Origin of the sequence: uncultured Dokdonia sp. (assembly GCF_947492535.1) — a bacterium.
GTDB lineage: Bacteria > Bacteroidota > Bacteroidia > Flavobacteriales > Flavobacteriaceae > Dokdonia.
The window spans coordinates 227,640-242,702 of record NZ_CANLNH010000002.1; the positions used below are offsets into that span (position 1 = coordinate 227,640).

Here is a 15,063-nt window from a genome sequence, read left to right on the forward strand (position 1 = left end):
TAGTTTTAAAAATATATTACAAATTAATAAACCTTTCTTTAATTATCTTATAATTGTTAACGGTTATGAATTTAGAGAAGTTAACTACTCTCTTCTCATTACCATAAATAAGTTGTAGTTTTTCTAGGTCATTTTCAGTTACAAATAAAGTCTTAGAAAGTGCGTGATATTGCTTTAAAAGAGGTGCTACAAAATCATCATTTTCTATTGCCCAACTTGCATCTTCTAAGTCTTTATACATAAAACCTATGTCGTCAGAAATAGTATTACTCCAGGTGATTTTAAGCTTATATTCTAGACCGTAGATTAGATAATTAACAAATAGATAATCATATATATTTCGTCCTGTAATTACTATATCCATTCTAAAAAAGTATTAACTGTATTTTTATTTTCTTTATATATTTCTAACATCACTTCTTGTACGTGGGTATTTTTATCATCTTTTTGACTTACTAAATGGCAATATTCATGTTTACGCCAGCTATGATGACTAATCTCTATAACATCATCCCAATTGATATCTCGGTACTTTTTTTTGTAAAAAACACCCCAAACTCCAGGATAATTTTCATATTTATCTGGAATTACTTCTGTAACTGGCACCTTATTTTTTTCACATAGATAATGTAAGAGCGCCTCTTCTAAAACAAGGTATACATCCTGAAAATTGAGTAAAAAAAACTCTTTTTGAAGTCCCTCAGGCATTGCAGCATATTTATTGATATTTTTATGAGAATACTCTAAAAAGGTATTGAAATACTCGTCTCTAATTATTGAGTCTTTCGTGAAACCAAAAACTCCAGGATTATAGTTATTACGTATGTCTTTTGTGTAATCTGGCAAGATGTAATCAAAGTGTTTTATTTTATTACAATAAATATACCTCACAAAATAACCTTCATTACTTTGTACTAATGTATCTTCAAATTCAGGAACGGGTTTAAACAAATACACATCATTATCAAAGTGAACAAAATCTTTACCTTTAAATAACTCTACAGAATATAATTTATACGCACTCATTTTGAATGGACGTATATATGGATAATTGTCTAGTGCATTTACTACTTTCGTATAAGGAAAGGCATCTCCTATAAGCTCTCTTCCTTTGGTATCTGTAATTAAGATAAACTCATCTCCTTTTTTTAAATATCTGGAAATAGATAATGCGCTTAGATAGTGTAAACTCAACATATAGGATACATCTTCTTTCTTTAGCGTGTGCAATAAATCTGTACTAAATGTTTGACTATATATCATTATTTTATTTCTTTAATTCTTTGTTTTACCAACGCTTGAAAAGAGTCTGTATATTTTGAACTTCCTAATGCATGAACAAATCCATAATGATCACACGCTTCAACTAAATCTTCATTTTCATTGATAATAAATTTTGGCTCCTTCTTTAGTTTATTTGTGAGAACAGGCAAGCTATACTGTTCTATTACTAGCATCTTCTCATAATATCTAAACTCATTTTTATAGAAGTCATTAATCTTAGGGTTATTTTTATAAATAGATACTAACTCTCTAAATAAATTAGCATACTCAATAAATAATTGTGTGTCTTTAAAAGCCAATACACCACAATTGTATGAATGTCTAATATCTGAGACTAGAACATTTGAGACTGAACCTAAAAGATCTACCTGAGGCACATAGTCATTGGTAAAAGCATTTTGAGCCTCTATCATTTGAGTTAAGACATCATAATCAGATTCAAAAAGGGATTTTATTGTATTGGATTTTAAAAATACATCTCCGTCTATATGAATACTATGTAATCCTTCTAATTCTAAAGCTCTTATTTTACCCAAAGACCAGTATGTTGAGTCTTCTGGCTTTAAATCATTTAAACTTAACTCTATTCGGTCGTAACCAATATTTTTCAATAATTCATACCCTGCATTATCAGTATGTAAAACCACTTCATATCCCAATCGCTTCGCATATAAAAAAGACAAATAATAGCTCTTTTCAAATTGATTTTGAAGGCCCCATCTATTATTTAAGAGTGGTAAGGAATATAATGAGTGAATAATGATCATAAAGCGCCTATGGTTTGGTTTCCTTTTGCATAATAATACACGCTATCATCACAACCGTCTTCTGAAATTTTAAAGGTACTTCCTCTCCATAGACTCCAATCTAATGCTGTTGGAACTGCTTCATAACTCACCCTTACTTCTAATTCATAATTTCCAACAATAGTGATGTTTGGAGTCATTATATCTGATAGGTCTATATCAAAATCTATCCAGGTTTGATCTCCTACACGTCTATATCTTCCTTGACCGCTTAAAATAGGTTCCATATTATTTTCTGTTTCTACTGTAAATCTTACTTGACACATTTTTTATTCATTTATGATTATTTTAAAAAAGAGCGCTTATTTTATATAAATGCTTATGGTAAAATCTCTCAAGCGCTAAAAGCTAATTTTAATAGAATACTGGGTATTCTGTATGCAAACTTCTATTAAATAAGTCTATTTTAAAATTTTTAACCCTCTGTTTATCAGTAGCTTCATCATATTGTTTTGTTTTAAGAAAATAAGCAGGTATAAATAGTTCTTGAGGAAAGCCCATGAGGCATTCAACAGATTTTTCGTTTTTACGCTGTTTAATGATTACTTCGGTAGATAAGATGGAGTATTAAACCTCCTAGAATAAAAAAACCTCTCATTTCTGAGAGGTTTCATACTAAGGAAACCTTAGTGATAGCTTAAACGATTTATTTCTTAAATAAATCGTTTAATAATTTCTTTTACAGGCTTAATAGCTGTTGTTTTTTCGATAGAAGGTCCCGCCACCCATACAGTTTTATACGTGGCTCCTTGTGCTGCTTTGGTCGTATCTCGCATTCCTTTTGCAAAACGAATCATTTTCACCCATTTTTTGAGTTTTTTATTCTTATTAAGAATACCTTCCAGCCACGTTTGTTCTGTCCCTATTTTTTGAACATACGGTGTATTAATAACGGTACAGGGCGTTCCTGATATTTTTTGAGTCATCACAATATCATCAGCGCCATAATCTACACAAGCTTGTTTATATTCTTGAGAAACAGGTGCTTCTTCACTTGCAATAAAAGGGCTCCCTATACTTGCCCCTATGGCCCCGTAAGAGATCATTTTATCTAGATCTGCTTTATCAGCAATCCCTCCTGCAGAAATAACAGGGATGGTACAGTTTTCATTCAATTCTTTAATCAATGCTTCTGGGGTCGCATCACCTCTATGACCACCTGCTTGGTTATTTACAGCAACTAAAGCATCGCATCCCATGGCTTCTACTTTTTTAGAATACGCCAGATCTACTACATCACAAAACACTTTAATTCCTTTTGGTTTTGCACTTTCTATCACTTGCCTTGGACTTCCTAATGATGTAATAATAAAATCAACACCAAGCTCACAAGCAGCTTCTAATTGTGCTGGATATTTTAAATTAGATTTATTGACAATAAGATTAATTCCAAAAGCTCCTCCAGGCACTTTTGCTGCTTTTAATTCAGTAATCGCTGCTTTTAACTCTTCTATAGTCCTGTAGTTAAGTGCTGGTACACAAGCTGCAATCCCAGACTCCATTCCTGCAGTAAGCATCGCTACATTAGACACTAAAAACATAGGTGCCATAATAATAGGGTGCTTTATATCAAGAAGTTCTGTAAGTGGTGTTTTCTGGCTCATGATTTTTATTTTGGATATTCAAAGATACAAAAATAGTATGCATGCATAATAAATTATAACAAACTCATTAGTTTCTCTATAACCATTTGTGGTGTAATCGTACGCATTACTTCCTCATATCCTTCAGGAACTTTGTTACCATATATTGATGTTGGAATAGCCGGATACTCTTCTCTATCAGATAGTATACAATGTGTTTCTTGTTTAAAAGGAGCAAATCCAGCATAAGGATGTGTTACTCCCCACAGACTTACCACAGGAACTCCATACATCGCTGCTAGATGGCCATTTCCGCTATCCATAGAAAGCATAATATCTAGTTGCGCTATTAGATTAATCTCTTCTGGAAATTTTAACGCACCCGCAACTACTGTTGCATTTTCACACGTTTCGGTAAGAGATTCTAATAATTCTTTTTCGTTGGGAGCTCCAAATAAAAACAGTCTTATTCCAGATTGTTGATCTAATTTTTGAATCACTTCCTTCATTAAATCTAACGGATATTGCTTGCCTTGATGTGCTGCAAAAGGAGCTATTCCTATGAGTTTGTTATTGGTTTTTCCTATAACGTTAAGGACATCCCTATGTATATCTGGCCTTGAAAGTAGTGTAGGTGTTATCTCTGAAAATCCTACATTTTCAAAAACCTCAACATACCGTTGCACCGTAGTCTTGAGGGGTTTAAATATCTTATTTTCAGAAGCGGTTAGTACTTTTTTTTCTGCCCTTCCTTTGTCTATTTTGGCATTAGGAAGTCCTAAAAAAAATCGAAGAATTTTAGATCGAAGTACGTTATGCGTATCTGCTACGTGTGTGATTCCTCGTTTTTTGAGTTGGCGAGAAAGCTTCCAAATACCTATAACCCCTTTGTGTTGTGTATTGGTTTCGGCAGCTACAAAATGTACGTTAGGTAGGGTGTTAATAATGGCCTTAAAGAAGGGTTTTGACAGTACTGTGATTTTTGTTTCTGGGTACGCTTTCGCGAAAGCGTATATCACAGGAATTAACATAGCCACATCTCCCATAGCCGAAAGGCGAATCACGAGAATGTGTTGTGGTTGTTGCATAGAATAATCCCCAATGTTTCCTCGAGCGCAGTCGAGAGGTATTGAGTTCTCGACTGCGCTCGAACGGACAATTACTTTTTTATATTACGAAGTACTGGATTCAGCTCATCGTCATTATACATCTTCATTTGCTTATATACTTTCATATACTTATCACCATGAGCTATATCACTTAATAATGTATCTATAGCTGTAGATAAATCGGCACGTTGTTCTATAAGTACATCTAATTTTGTTTTACACGCATCACGATGTTCTTGTGAAGCATCTTCTCTTGTTGCTTCTTCATGCATATGATATACTTTTAGTGCGAGGATAGATAGACGATCTATTCCCCATGCAGGACTTTCTGTATTTATCGTTGCATCTTCTTTGACTGTTACGCCATTGTATTTGTCTAAGAAGTAACTATCTATGTATTCTACCATATCTGTACGATCCTGATTAGATGCATCAATTTTACGCTTTAGCGTAAGTGCAGCAACAGGGTCTATTTGAGGATCACGAATAATATCTTCATAATGCCATTGTACAGTATCAATCCAACATTTACGATATAACAGATGAGAAATTACATCTTCGTTTTTGTCATATTTATTTTCAAAGGATTGATCTACCGTATTGATGATATGATAATTTTCTATCGCTTCTCTAAAAATACGGTTTGCTTTATCTGTAAACATAGTTCTTACTTTTCTAAAATGTGTAAATATTCTGTAGTGCGTTGGGCTTTATGTTTTCTATTCATATCTGCTTTAAAACGTTTGTAATCGACCGTTGCAAGGTCATATTTTCCATAACGTTGCATGATACTTCTTACAATATTTGGCGGCATTAACCCTTCATTACTATAACTTAAAAAAATGTAGTTGAATTGGGCATTTTTTATTAGTTCTTCAAAGGCTGCTTCTACCTTTACGCTACTACAATACGCACTTCTATTATAGTTTCGTAAACCCGTTTTTCCTCTGGGTACAAAGGTATCATATTTTGCAATAGTATTTAGTATATGATAGTTTGATCCGTACTGTCTCACATTATAGGGTGGATCAAGATATAAAATATCTCCTTCTATCTTTTTAACAAGAGCATTCCCCTCTTCATGAAATACTGTATGGCTGTTTGGTGTCTTATCAAAGCTTGCAGGTTCTAATTGTATAGGTAATGCTGCCATTACCTTTATTTTTTTTAAAAAAGCACCATATACAGAAGCTGTATTTGCAATTTTATCTGCGCTTTCTATAAGAGACGCAAGTAGTAAAAAATAAATGTCTTCAGAAATAGTTCCTGTATGTTTCCATGTTTCTATTTTTTGACGAATTGCATCTATTTTTTGTGCATTTTCTTTTGAAAAATACAACCGATCACTTCCTCCTCCTTCTCCATAATGCGTGTAAATAAAACCAGGTATTCCTTCTAGGTTATTAAGTTCATCAAAATACGTTTTGGAGAGAAGTTCTTTATGGTTTCCAATATAATTTCTGTTTAAAACATAGCTATAGTACTCTAAATCATTTGCAATTACAGATTTTACGAGTGGTTTAAAATTACGCCCTACACTTCCCGTTCCTGCAAATAGGTCACAAAATGTTTTCTGACTTAAATCATCTCCACAAACTTCTTTTACAGTTGTTTTAATAAAATCAGAGAGTCTATGTTTTGATCCTATATAATTCATGGTTTTGCCTAGATACTAATCTTAGATGATATAGCTACGGGCTGCAAATGTAAGGAGTTCTTGTGCTTTATCATGTTTCTAGTAGACTATGCTAAAAAATAATGTGCAAATGGCACTAATACAACCATCCAAAGAAGAAACTCTTTAAAGAATTTTCCAGAAGCATTTTCAAGATAATTAGTCATAATAATAGCAAGCGGTATGATGAAGAAATACCACTCTGCACCCGTTTTATTATCTGTAATAATAACGATAGCTATGGCTATGATTGCCATAAAAATAACCAACAGATATAAGGGACGTTGCGCAATAGTTGCTCTTTTTGAATCTTGTATATATCTAAAAATAGTCCATAAAAACAATGTTGAAAATAAAGCTATAGGAACTAATATGAGTAACGATGTATACTTAGAAAAATCAAAAGAAAAATCATCTACAATAGTTAGTATGTAGGATTGATCTTCCCCTATAAAAATAACATAGCAAGTACAGAGTACAGTCACACAGACAACAGAAAGTATAGGAATAAACCAATATCGTAGGGTAGTGCTTCCATAAAATAATAACCCTGCTAACAATAAAATAAAAAAGGTGCTTGTCCAGAAATATGTAATACAGGCTAGACATAACCAAAGACCTGCGTCAAACAATTTCCTCTCCATATGTAGTCCTGATCTAAAACTAAGAATACGTCGTAGGGCTAACATTACAAACACACCCGTGATTATGATCGTAGGCGTTTGTAGTGCAACGGGTAATGAAGACGTAAACATCGCAAATAATAAGATCCTATAGGAAGAACGCTTGTTTAATTCGTTTTTTTGTGATACAAAATTTAGGATAAACATCGTGATGATATACAATAGCCACACCCCTATTGTTTGTAAAAAAACGGTCCAAGAAAACCCTTCAGAAAACAAGGTATTATTAGCCACAAAATAACTTATAGACATATATACCAAAATAATAATGGTATGAATAGGCTTTGATGTGCTAAAAAAGCTTGTGAGCATAGGTGGTTTTTTCTATTTTTGCGCTATCGTAGTAAATAGTATTACTGCGTATAGCTAAGATACCATTATTGTAAACATACGAACTTATGAGTTTGAAAGGATTTTTTGAAGGAATTCAAGCATTTGCAGAAGAAACATTATTTACGCCATTTAATTGGTTTGCAGAAACAGAATTAACAAACTGGTGGGGTGCAAACGGCGTCAACTGGTTATTTATGATCATTTGCTGTGTTGCTATTGGTTACTGGATGCGCCAACTTGTTGATCACAACAAAGAAGGTGATGAGAGACGTGATGCCATATCTCATGGTTTCTTAGGAAAAGACAGCGATCTAACCCACGAATTATAGGTCAAAACCTATATCTGTACGATAATACATCCTATCAAAGTGTAGTTTTTCTATATTTTGATAGGATTTTTTTATGGCTTCTCTAAAGTTAGTATCAAAAGAGGTAATCGCAATAACACGTCCTCCATTAGTAACAATAGCTTCGTCTTTATGAGTTGTTCCCGCATGGAATACAATACTATCTTCTACTCTTTCTATTCCTGTAATCACTTTTCCTTTCTCATAAGCCTCTGGATACCCTCCTGAAACGAGCATAATTGTTGTCGCAGAACGCTCATCTATTTGTAATGTTTGCTCCGCAAGTTTTCCTTGAGAAACGGCTTGAAATAATTCCACTAGATCACTCTGAATACGAGGCAACACTACCTCTGTCTCTGGATCTCCCATACGGACATTGTACTCTATCACCTTAGGCTCATCTCCTACTTTAATCAATCCTATAAATACAAAGCCTTTGTACTCAATATTTTCTTTAGCAAGACCATTAATAGTCGGTTTGACAACTTGTGTTTCTATTTTTTGCATAAAAGCCTCATCTACAAAAGGAACTGGACTTACAGCTCCCATTCCTCCTGTATTTAATCCTGTATCTCCTTCTCCTATACGCTTGTAATCTTTGGCCGTTGGAAGCACCTTATATTCTTTTCCATCGGTAAGTACAAAAACACTTAATTCAATTCCGTCTAGAAATTCTTCGATCACCACTGTGGTACTTGCATCACCAAATTTCCCGCCAAGCATCTGAGCAAGTTCTGATTTTGCTTCTTCAATATCTTGTATAATTAAAACGCCCTTTCCAGCCGCAAGTCCATCTGCTTTTAATACATATGGCGGTTGTAATGTTTCTAAAAAGGCCTGACCTTCAGCTAGTGTTTCTGGAATAAAGCTTTGGTATGCTGCCGTTGGGATTCCGTGCGCCATCATAAACTCTTTAGCACGCTCTTTACTTCCTTCAAGTGTAGCCCCTTCTTTTGATGGACCAATCACTGCGACATCTTGCAATGCTTCATCTGCTTTAAAAAAGTCATAGATTCCTTGTACTAAAGGATCTTCTGGTCCTACCACAACCATCTCAATAGTTTCTTTAATCACTAGTGCTTTAATCGCTTCAAAATCTGTCACGCTTATAGCAACATTTGTTGCTATTTGAGCTGTTCCTGCATTTCCAGGTGCTACAAATAAGCTATCACAATGTGCACTTTCTGCGATTTTATATGCAAATGTGTGCTCTCTTCCTCCAGATCCTAAGATTAAAATATTCATTGAGTCGTGTTTTTGTATCAAAATGCAAAAGTAGTTTGTCTGTACTTTTAGGGCAAGGTATTCTGATAAAAATATTGAGGATCTATTCTAATGTTCATTTAACCCGCATTATGTATTACAACTTTGCGATAAGAACTAAAAGATGGAGATTCCCTCCTTCGAGGGAATAAATCTTGATAGGAATGAAATTGTTTGTATTTTGCCACACTCATACTAGGATCGTGAATTTATTTAATTGGACATTAAAATTTAAGGGGTTTGATATCGCTTTCGCGAAAGCGGAATTAGCCCGTATCCAATCCATTCCTGAAGATCAGTTTCTTGCCTATGTTGAAGAAAAAAAACAAGCTATTGTAGCCTATCACAAGCAACATAACTCATTTTACAAACAACTTACTGCTACACAAAAAAGTGACTCGTGGAATGAGCTACCTGTACTTACCAAAGCACATTTACAACAGTCATTACTGGAACGCCTCTCTACAGGATATACACGTAAAAATGTGTATGTCAATAAAACATCGGGTTCTTCTGGACATCCTTTTGTTTTTGCCAAAGACAAAATATCTCATGCGCTTTCTTGGGCAAGTTTTCAAGACAGATATGATTGGTTTGATCTAGATATAAATACCTCTAAACAAGCTCGTTTTTATGGAATTCCATTAGATTTTATGGAATATCGTAAAGAACGTCTTAAAGATTGGTTAGGAAATAGATATCGCTTTCCTATTTTTGATTTAAGTGATGTCCAGCTCAAGAAAATACATCAAAAATTTACAACCACTACTTTTGAATACCTCAACGGATACACGAGTAGTATTGTACTATTTGCCAAATATCTGCGACAACATCACATCGTTCTTAAAGAGGTATGTCCATCGCTTAAGGCCTGTATTGTAACTAGTGAAATGCTTTTTAAAAGTGATAAACTATTAATGGAAACACAGTTTGGAATCCCTGTGATTAATGAATATGGGGCTTCCGAATTAGGTCTTATTGCATTTCAAAATACCAATGACGAGTTTCAAGTAGATAGCGAATTATTATATGTTGAAATTCTAGATGATCAGAATATGCCTGTGCCTCATGGCGAATCGGGTCGTATTGTAATTACATCGCTCTATAATAAAGCGCATCCTTTTATTCGTTATGATATTGGGGATGTGGGTACGCTTTCGCGAAAAAGCACGCCTAAAAAACCCATCTTAGAAAAACTGATTGGACGTACCAACGATATTGCACGTCTCCCCAGCGGAAAAGTAGTACCTGGTCTTACGTTTTATTATGTCACTAAAAGTGTCATTGAAGAAGATGGAAACGTCTCTGAGTTTGTGATTGAACAAACCGCTTTAGACACGTTTAACGTAATTTATACTGCACAGCGAGCACTTACTGTATCAGAAGAAGAAACCATCAAAAAAGCCACCTACACCTACTTAGAAGACGGGCTTACTGTACTCTTTGAAAAAGTTGAAAAGATGGATCGTAGTAAACGTGGGAAATTAAAACAGTTTGTGAGTAGAATTTCCTAACTAATTACATATTGTATTATAAAATTTAATAGTTCTCAATCCGTTTTGTTCTCACAAAAAAGTACTCATAAAAAAAGCGAAGTAAACAAAAGGCAGACTTAATCCAAGAATAACCTAGATACTCTTTATAAAACTTGAAGTTATAGGTTACCAAGTTGAGTTTATTAGAACTTATAGATCCTTCTCGTATTCTATAATAGGCTAAATCTTCTTGGAGTCCTACAGCGGGTCTATTTGATTTTTTGATCGCTTCTAACCAAACAGCCCAGTCTTGTCGTTTACGTATGTTAGGCGCTATTATTTTACCTATTTCGGAAGCTTTATAGATGCCTGTTAAGTTTCCCACATAGTTATTACTATGTTGTTTTTGATAGGTGAGTTCTGGCAATGCTTTGATACGTTTGCCTAAGGGTTTTCCCGCTTCATTAATATGGGTGTAACTCGTATAGGAAACGGCTGCATTATGCGTTTCCATATAGTTGAGCTGTTTTTCGAGTTTTTCTGGATGCCATAAGTCGTCTGCGTCTAGAAAAGCAATATAATCTCCTGTAGCAAGTTCTGTCGCTTTATTACGGGATTGTGCTGCCCCACTATTTCGCGAAAGCGTAACCACTTTTATACGTGTATCCTTTTTTGAAAGCTCTTCTACTATGTTTAATGAATTATCTGTAGAGCAATCATTTACAATAATATGTTCCCAATGCGTATAGGTTTGTTCTTGAATGCTTTTTACGGTAGGTATGATATAATTTTCTGCATTGTACAGAGGAGTGATAATAGAGACAAGCGGAAGGTGGTTAGTAGGCTTTTTCATCTCCTTTAAGTGCCTTTATAATCGTCTGAACAACAATTTTTATATCTAGAAGCAAGGACCAGTTTTCTACATAAAAGATATCAAACTTTACACGGTTTATAATATCATTATCTGTTTCAACTTCTCCTCTATAACCACTTACTTGAGCAAGTCCTGTAATCCCTGGTTTTATAAAATGACGCACCATAAACTTATCGATACGCTCTGCATACATATGTGTATGGCTTACCATGTGTGGTCTTGGACCTACAACAGACATTTCTCCTTTAAGTACATTTATAAACTGAGGTAACTCATCTATACTGGTATGTCGTATCGCTCTCCCTAAACGTGTAATACGTTGATCGTTTCTGCTCACCTGATGAAGATCTGCTGTTGGGTTAGGTTGCATCGATCTAAACTTATAACAATAGAATTCTTTATAATCTAATCCGTTGCGTTTTTGTTTAAAAAATACGGGGCCTTTTGAATCTAACTTTATCAAAATGGCCATGATAGGTGTAAGCCAAGAAAGCAACCCTACAAGCACCAAAATAGACATCACAATATCAAAGGTACGTTTGATAAACTGGTTTAATGGAGTGTCTATGGGTATGGTACGTAATGATAATATTGGAGTGATCCCAATGTATTGATAGTTGAGCTTTTTTGTAAAAATCTCTTTATTATCTGGAATGAATTTAAGGATCTTGAGATTGTTATCGGCAAATTCTGATATTTCTCGTATTTGCTCATTTGTAAACTCAGAAATAGAACAATAAATCTCATCAATACTATTTTCTACAATAAAAGCAAAACAAGACTCTAACGATTGGTCACCTGACTGCTGTACATCAAACTTATTAATTACCTGATAGCCATAAGGTTTATTAGATTTAAAGAAGTTCTCTAGTTGTTGCGTTTTAGCATTAACTCCTAAAATAACAACGCGTCTAAAGTTTCCTCCCAAGACTGTTCTATACTTCTTAAGAAGATAAAAGATGCCTAGTTTTACTATAGTAATACCTAAAAAGACATAGAGTATATAATAGATAACTTGCTTCGGAGTACTATTAATCTCGGAGAAGAATCCGAAAAAAGCAAAAACTAATAGGGTAAATAATACTAATTGAATTCCTAATAATGAAAAAATTCTGATAAGAGGTGTATATCGATATACTTCGTAAAAATTAGATTTTATAGCAGAGACAATCCAAGTACACGTAATAAAACCAACAAAAAGAAATAAGTGCGAGCCCATCACAAGGCAGAGCTTTGCCAAAATGACAATAATCAAAAGGTCGAGGCTATAAACAATAGGCCTAATAAAACCAGAATATCTTCCTTTTTTGTAGGCCATTTTATTTTACAATATGCTTTGAAAAATCTTTATGCTCGCTTTTATGAAGCTGTTCTTTTGTGAGATTCTTAAAATATTCAAAGGTGCGTTTCATACCTTCACTACGAGACACTTTTACTTCCCATCCTAACATCTTTTTTGCAAGACTAATATCTGGTTGACGCTGCAATGGATCATCTACAGGGAGATCTTTGTATGTGACTCTTTGATCTGTTCCTGTTAATTTTATAATCTCCTGTGCAAAATCTTTTATGGTAATCTCATCAGGGTTTCCAATATTTACAGGCAACGCATAGTCACTCATTAACAATCTATATATCCCTTCTATTTGATCATCTACATAGCAAAAAGAACGCGTTTGTAACCCATCTCCAAAAATAGTTAAGTCTTCTCCTCGTAATGCTTGTCCCATAAACGCAGGAATGACTCTTCCATCATTAAGTCGCATTCTAGGACCATAGGTATTAAAAATACGCACAATACGAGTTTCTAGACCATGAAAACGATGATATGCCATCGTAATAGATTCTTGAAAACGTTTTGCTTCATCATATACTCCTCTAGGGCCTATAGTATTTACGTTTCCGTAATAGTCTTCTGTTTGTGGATGAACTAATGGATCTCCATATACTTCGGATGTAGATGCGATAAGAATACGTGCATTCTTCTCTTTTGCTAGTCCTAAAAGATTATGTGTTCCTAAAGATCCTACTTTAAGTGTTTGAATTGGTATTTTAAGATAATCGATAGGACTTGCTGGTGAAGCAAAGTGTAGTATATAGTCTAATTGCCCTGGTACGTGTACAAATTTTGTAACATCGTGATTATAAAATTCAAACTGTTCGAGTTTAAATAAGTGTTCGATATTAGCAAGGTCTCCCGTAATAAGGTTATCGATTCCTATTACGTGATATCCTTCTTTTATAAATCGATCACATAAATGAGAACCTAAAAAGCCCGCAGCTCCTGTTATTAAAACTCGTTTACGCATAGTTATGCTTCTTTTCTACCAATAGATATATATGTAAACCCTTCTTTCTCCATATCGGCTACATCATATAGGTTTCGTCCATCAAAAATCACAGGTTGGTTTAGGTTATTTATAAGTTTTGTAAAATCTGGTGTTCTAAAAATACTCCATTCTGTACTTATAACCAATGCATCTGCATTTTCGGTAGCGCCATACATAGTGGTCGCAAATTCTATTTTATCATTGTATTTTGCTTTTACATTATCCATAGCTTCAGGATCAAATGTTTTGATTTTTGCTCCTTTTGCGAGTAATGCATCAATCATGTATAGAGAAGGTGCTTCTCTAATATCATCTGTCTCTGGTTTGAATGCCAATCCCCATATCGCAATTGTTTTACCTTGTATATCTCCATTAAAATGTGATAAAATTTTAGGAATCAATTTTACTTTTTGGTGATTATTTACATCTATTACGGCATCTAATATCTGAAAATCGTATCCAGATTCTTTTCCAGATTTATGAAGTGCTTTTACATCTTTAGGGAAGCAAGAACCTCCATATCCTATACCTGGAAATAAAAATCGTTTTCCAATACGAGAGTCTGTTCCCATCCCTCGGCGCACTTTATCTACATCGGCTCCTACGAGTTCGCAATAATTTGCAATCTCATTCATAAATGTAATCTTTGTCGCAAGAAAAGAGTTTGCTGCATACTTCGTAAGTTCGGCAGACTTCTCATCCATAATAATGATGGGGTTTCCTGATCGGACAAAAGGCTTATAGAGTCTTTCCATAAGTTGCGTAGCTCTTTCTGAAGAGGATCCCACTACAATACGTTCTGGCTTTAAGAAATCATCTACCGCAAATCCTTCTCTTAAGAATTCTGGATTTGAGACAACATCAAAATCAATAGTCGTCTTAGCAGCAATTGTTTTTCTTACCTTTTCTGCTGTTCCTACAGGAACGGTACTTTTATCTACAATTACTTTGTAGCTTTTCATTTGATTCCCTATATCTTCAGCAACTCCCAATACGTATGATAAATCGGCAGACCCATCTTCATCTTCGGGTGTAGGTAATGCTAAAAATATGATTTCTCCATGATCAAGACCTTCTTGAAGTTTTGTTGTAAAAGAAAGTCTTCTTGCCTTAATATTACGCTCAAAGAGTACATCGAGATGCGGCTCATAAATAGGCACCTCTCCGTTCTTCATACGTTGCACTTTATTTTCATCTATATCTACACAGACTACTTCGTTACCTGTTTCGGCGAGGCATGTTCCAGTTACTAAACCAACATAGCCTGTTCCTACTACGGTTATCTTCATATCTCAACTTAA

General features: G+C 34.4%; 16 protein-coding genes. 2 read left to right on the forward strand and 14 right to left on the reverse strand.

Features of this window, described 5'->3' with window-relative positions:
- Positions 1 to 16 precede the first annotated feature (16 nt).
- From Q1A60_RS03970 to Q1A60_RS04010, 9 genes are all read right to left on the reverse strand, one after another.
- Positions 17 to 364, reverse strand: a complete 348-nt coding sequence (locus Q1A60_RS03970) for a hypothetical protein (protein WP_299761706.1) — start codon at positions 362 to 364, stop codon at positions 17 to 19.
- On the reverse strand, positions 355 to 1,263 hold the full coding sequence (locus Q1A60_RS03975) for a DUF6734 family protein (protein ID WP_299761709.1): 909 nt from the start codon (positions 1,261 to 1,263) through the stop codon (positions 355 to 357). Before Q1A60_RS03975 ends, Q1A60_RS03970 begins: the two co-directional genes overlap by 10 nt.
- Positions 1,263 to 2,051 (reverse strand): DUF6734 family protein, encoded by a 789-nt coding sequence (locus tag Q1A60_RS03980; protein ID WP_299761712.1) that lies wholly within the window; start codon positions 2,049 to 2,051, stop codon positions 1,263 to 1,265. Before Q1A60_RS03980 ends, Q1A60_RS03975 begins: the two co-directional genes overlap by 1 nt.
- Complete coding sequence (locus tag Q1A60_RS03985) at positions 2,048 to 2,356, reverse strand: hypothetical protein (RefSeq protein WP_299761715.1); 309 nt, start codon at positions 2,354 to 2,356, stop codon at positions 2,048 to 2,050. Before Q1A60_RS03985 ends, Q1A60_RS03980 begins: the two co-directional genes overlap by 4 nt.
- A gap of 387 nt (positions 2,357 to 2,743) precedes the next feature.
- A complete protein-coding gene (locus Q1A60_RS03990; protein ID WP_299761718.1) occupies positions 2,744 to 3,694 on the reverse strand; it encodes a nitronate monooxygenase in 951 nt (316 codons plus the stop codon).
- A 53-nt stretch (positions 3,695 to 3,747) separates the two neighbouring features.
- Positions 3,748 to 4,761: a glycosyltransferase family 9 protein gene (locus Q1A60_RS03995; protein WP_299761721.1), complete on the reverse strand. Its 1,014-nt coding sequence runs from the start codon at positions 4,759 to 4,761 to the stop codon at positions 3,748 to 3,750.
- A gap of 71 nt (positions 4,762 to 4,832) precedes the next feature.
- Positions 4,833 to 5,444: a DUF4254 domain-containing protein gene (locus Q1A60_RS04000; protein WP_299761724.1), complete on the reverse strand. Its 612-nt coding sequence runs from the start codon at positions 5,442 to 5,444 to the stop codon at positions 4,833 to 4,835.
- Between the two features lie 5 nt (positions 5,445 to 5,449).
- On the reverse strand, positions 5,450 to 6,439 hold the full coding sequence (locus tag Q1A60_RS04005) for a DNA adenine methylase (protein ID WP_299761727.1): 990 nt from the start codon (positions 6,437 to 6,439) through the stop codon (positions 5,450 to 5,452).
- Positions 6,440 to 6,525: 86 nt separating this feature from the next.
- A complete protein-coding gene (locus Q1A60_RS04010; protein WP_299761730.1) occupies positions 6,526 to 7,452 on the reverse strand; it encodes a DUF6427 family protein in 927 nt (308 codons plus the stop codon).
- Positions 7,453 to 7,538: 86 nt separating this feature from the next.
- Between Q1A60_RS04010 and Q1A60_RS04015 the strand changes: the two genes are divergently transcribed.
- Positions 7,539 to 7,802, forward strand: coding sequence for a uracil phosphoribosyltransferase (locus Q1A60_RS04015; RefSeq protein WP_299761732.1), 264 nt, complete (start codon positions 7,539 to 7,541; stop codon positions 7,800 to 7,802).
- Here the strand turns inward: Q1A60_RS04015 and purD are convergent.
- Positions 7,797 to 9,065 carry a phosphoribosylamine--glycine ligase gene (purD, locus tag Q1A60_RS04020; protein ID WP_299761735.1) on the reverse strand — a complete coding sequence of 423 codons (1,269 nt, stop codon included), beginning with the start codon at positions 9,063 to 9,065 and terminating at the stop codon, positions 7,797 to 7,799. The genes Q1A60_RS04015 and purD overlap by 6 nt on opposite strands.
- A gap of 218 nt (positions 9,066 to 9,283) precedes the next feature.
- Here purD and Q1A60_RS04025 point away from each other — a divergent pair, with 218 nt between their 5' ends.
- The gene (locus Q1A60_RS04025; RefSeq protein WP_299762574.1) at positions 9,284 to 10,597 is read left to right on the forward strand and encodes a phenylacetate--CoA ligase family protein; all 1,314 of its coding nucleotides are present in this window, start codon (positions 9,284 to 9,286) and stop codon (positions 10,595 to 10,597) included.
- 25 nt (positions 10,598 to 10,622) lie between these two features.
- On the opposite strand, the gene Q1A60_RS04030 is transcribed toward Q1A60_RS04025, so the two are convergent.
- The 4 genes from Q1A60_RS04030 to Q1A60_RS04045 are packed head-to-tail and all read right to left on the reverse strand — an operon-like array spanning position 10,623 to position 15,051.
- Positions 10,623 to 11,411 carry a glycosyltransferase family 2 protein gene (locus Q1A60_RS04030; protein WP_299761738.1) on the reverse strand — a complete coding sequence of 263 codons (789 nt, stop codon included), beginning with the start codon at positions 11,409 to 11,411 and terminating at the stop codon, positions 10,623 to 10,625.
- The gene (locus Q1A60_RS04035; RefSeq protein WP_299761741.1) at positions 11,395 to 12,750 is read right to left on the reverse strand and encodes an undecaprenyl-phosphate glucose phosphotransferase; all 1,356 of its coding nucleotides are present in this window, start codon (positions 12,748 to 12,750) and stop codon (positions 11,395 to 11,397) included. Before Q1A60_RS04035 ends, Q1A60_RS04030 begins: the two co-directional genes overlap by 17 nt.
- 1 nt (position 12,751) lies before the next feature.
- A complete protein-coding gene (locus Q1A60_RS04040; protein ID WP_299761744.1) occupies positions 12,752 to 13,741 on the reverse strand; it encodes a UDP-glucuronic acid decarboxylase family protein in 990 nt (329 codons plus the stop codon).
- A 2-nt stretch (positions 13,742 to 13,743) separates the two neighbouring features.
- Positions 13,744 to 15,051, reverse strand: a complete 1,308-nt coding sequence (locus Q1A60_RS04045; RefSeq protein WP_299761747.1) for a UDP-glucose/GDP-mannose dehydrogenase family protein — start codon at positions 15,049 to 15,051, stop codon at positions 13,744 to 13,746.
- Positions 15,052 to 15,063: the final 12 nt, after the last annotated feature.

Coding starts and splice junctions, on each gene's coding strand:
- Q1A60_RS04000 (WP_299761724.1), bottom strand. CDS start 5,444: ATGTTTACAGATAAAGCAAACCGTATTTTTAGAGAAGCGATAGAAAAT.
- Q1A60_RS04015 (WP_299761732.1), top strand. CDS start 7,539: ATGAGTTTGAAAGGATTTTTTGAAGGAATTCAAGCATTTGCAGAAGAA.
- Q1A60_RS03970 (WP_299761706.1), bottom strand. CDS start 364: ATGGATATAGTAATTACAGGACGAAATATATATGATTATCTATTTGTT.
- Q1A60_RS04045 (WP_299761747.1), bottom strand. CDS start 15,051: ATGAAGATAACCGTAGTAGGAACAGGCTATGTTGGTTTAGTAACTGGA.
- Q1A60_RS03985 (WP_299761715.1), bottom strand. CDS start 2,356: ATGTGTCAAGTAAGATTTACAGTAGAAACAGAAAATAATATGGAACCT.
- Q1A60_RS03980 (WP_299761712.1), bottom strand. CDS start 2,051: ATGATCATTATTCACTCATTATATTCCTTACCACTCTTAAATAATAGA.
- Q1A60_RS04010 (WP_299761730.1), bottom strand. CDS start 7,452: ATGCTCACAAGCTTTTTTAGCACATCAAAGCCTATTCATACCATTATT.
- purD (WP_299761735.1), bottom strand. CDS start 9,065: ATGAATATTTTAATCTTAGGATCTGGAGGAAGAGAGCACACATTTGCA.
- Q1A60_RS04040 (WP_299761744.1), bottom strand. CDS start 13,741: ATGCGTAAACGAGTTTTAATAACAGGAGCTGCGGGCTTTTTAGGTTCT.
- Q1A60_RS04005 (WP_299761727.1), bottom strand. CDS start 6,439: ATGAATTATATAGGATCAAAACATAGACTCTCTGATTTTATTAAAACA.
- Q1A60_RS03995 (WP_299761721.1), bottom strand. CDS start 4,761: ATGCAACAACCACAACACATTCTCGTGATTCGCCTTTCGGCTATGGGA.
- Q1A60_RS03990 (WP_299761718.1), bottom strand. CDS start 3,694: ATGAGCCAGAAAACACCACTTACAGAACTTCTTGATATAAAGCACCCT.
- Q1A60_RS03975 (WP_299761709.1), bottom strand. CDS start 1,263: ATGATATATAGTCAAACATTTAGTACAGATTTATTGCACACGCTAAAG.
- Q1A60_RS04035 (WP_299761741.1), bottom strand. CDS start 12,750: ATGGCCTACAAAAAAGGAAGATATTCTGGTTTTATTAGGCCTATTGTT.
- Q1A60_RS04030 (WP_299761738.1), bottom strand. CDS start 11,411: ATGAAAAAGCCTACTAACCACCTTCCGCTTGTCTCTATTATCACTCCT.